This is a genomic window from Mesorhizobium sp. M4A.F.Ca.ET.022.05.2.1 (assembly GCF_003998845.1).
Taxonomy (GTDB): Bacteria; Pseudomonadota; Alphaproteobacteria; order Rhizobiales; family Rhizobiaceae; genus Mesorhizobium.
The window spans coordinates 1-1,731 of sequence record NZ_RZOJ01000677.1; the positions used below are offsets into that span (position 1 = coordinate 1).

Here is a 1,731-nt window from a genome sequence, read left to right on the forward strand (position 1 = left end):
CGGCTGCGTCGACGAGGTGATCCGGGTGGCGGCCGCTGAGAGCATCGATGCCGACATTCGCCGCGTCGACAATCTGACGGTGGCCACCAACCCGGCGCAGCTCGAACGCGCCCGCGAGGAGTGCGAGACGATCCGCGCCTGGGACGTCGATCCGAACCGCGTCGAGATGCTCGATCAAGCGGCGACCCGGGCGCGCATCAATGTCCGCAACGTCCTTGGCGGCTTCGTCGTCCATGGCCAGGCGCGGGTGCAGCCGGCCAAGCTGGTGCGCGGCCTTGCCGCCGCCGTCGAGCGGCTGGGTGTGCCGATCTACGAGAAGACGACGGTGACCGCCACCGCCAAGGGCTGCGTGACGACCAACCGCGGCACGGTGCGGGCAGAAACCATCATCCGCGCCACCGAGGGTTTTACGGCTGGCATTCCCGGCGAGGAACGGACCTGGCTGGCCCTCAACAGCGCGCAGATCGTGACCGAGCCGCTGTCGCCTGAACTGTGGCGCGCGATCGGCTGGGAAGGGCATGAGCTGCTCGGCAGCGCCGCCCATGCCTATTGCTATGCCCAGCGCACGCGCGAGGGGCGCATCACCATGGGCGGGCGCGGCGTGCCCTATCGCTACGGCTCGCGCACCGACGTCAACGGCCAGACGCAGCAGGCGACGATCGACCAGCTGCATCAGATCCTGACGACGCTGCTGCCGCAGACGGCGGGCTGCCGCATCGAGCATGCCTGGTGCGGCGTGCTCGGCGTGCCGCGCGACTGGTGCACGACGGTTGGCCTCGACCCGACGACCCGCATCGGCTGGGCCGGCGGCTATGTCGGGCTCGGCGTCTCTAGCTCCAACCTGTCGGGGCGCACGCTCGCCGACCTGATCCTTGGCCAGGACACGGAGCTTACGCGCCTGCCTTGGGTCAACCGCAAGGTGCGGCGCTGGGAGCCGGAGCCCTTCCGCTGGCTCGGCGTGCACTCGATGTACCAGCTCTACCATCTCGCCGATCGCCGTGAGGCCGCCGGGCTTTCGCACACCTCGAAGCTTGCCGCCCTCGCCGACGCCATCACCGGCCACTAGAGCGTTTCGCAATTCCGGACAGGAAACAGCTGCTTGCTTTTCCTGGAATCGCTTTGACCCATGGAGCCCAACTTGATCGACCTTTCGACCTTCCACGACCTCGCCACGGCCCATATCGGGGCGTTCTCACCCAAGCCGACCTCCATTGAGGGAGGTCAGGTCGAGGCGGTGCGCTCGCTCTTCCGGTCGCCTGACGGGACCATCGATATCGGCATCTGGGAGTGCACGCCCGGCCGCTTCACCGCCGATCGTTCCGGCTCGTCGGAGATCTGCCATATCATTTCCGGCCGCGCTGAAGTGAGCCGTGCCGACGGCAAAATGCGCGAACTCGGACCGGGAGACCTGCTCGTCCTGCCGCAAGGGTGGAAGGGCGAATGGCTGATCCACGAGACGACACGCAAGCTCTACATGATCCAGAGCGCCGGCTGAATGGCGAGGTCGATCTTCCGAGCCGAAAGACGCAGGTTAGTGATCGATCGGCCCCTTGGGTGAGACAAGGGTCGTGCCGGCAGTAGTCGGGCGCTCGATCATGCGGCGTACGCGCGGCGGCTCCTCGCCGCTGTGAAGCGCGCGGATGCGCTCGCCGACCACGGCGTCGGCATGGGTGGCACGCCTGTTGTGACGGATGTACTCGACCCAGGTCGGCGTGTGGTAGTGCTCGATCC

3 protein-coding genes are annotated in these 1,731 nt (G+C 67.5%); 2 read left to right on the forward strand and 1 reads right to left on the reverse strand.

Annotated features, from left to right (window positions below; all coding sequences use genetic code 11):
• The coding region (locus EN745_RS34465; protein WP_127423290.1) for an FAD-binding oxidoreductase at positions 1-1,066 on the forward strand (1,066 nt) is incomplete at its 5' end.
• Positions 1,067-1,126: 60 nt separating this feature from the next.
• On the forward strand, positions 1,127-1,495 hold the full coding sequence (locus EN745_RS34470; protein ID WP_127423291.1) for a cupin domain-containing protein: 369 nt from the start codon (positions 1,127-1,129) through the stop codon (positions 1,493-1,495).
• 36 nt (positions 1,496-1,531) lie between these two features.
• Here the strand turns inward: EN745_RS34470 and EN745_RS34475 are convergent.
• A partial coding sequence (locus tag EN745_RS34475; RefSeq protein ID WP_189363262.1) for an MFS transporter occupies positions 1,532-1,731 on the reverse strand: 200 nt, incomplete at its 5' end.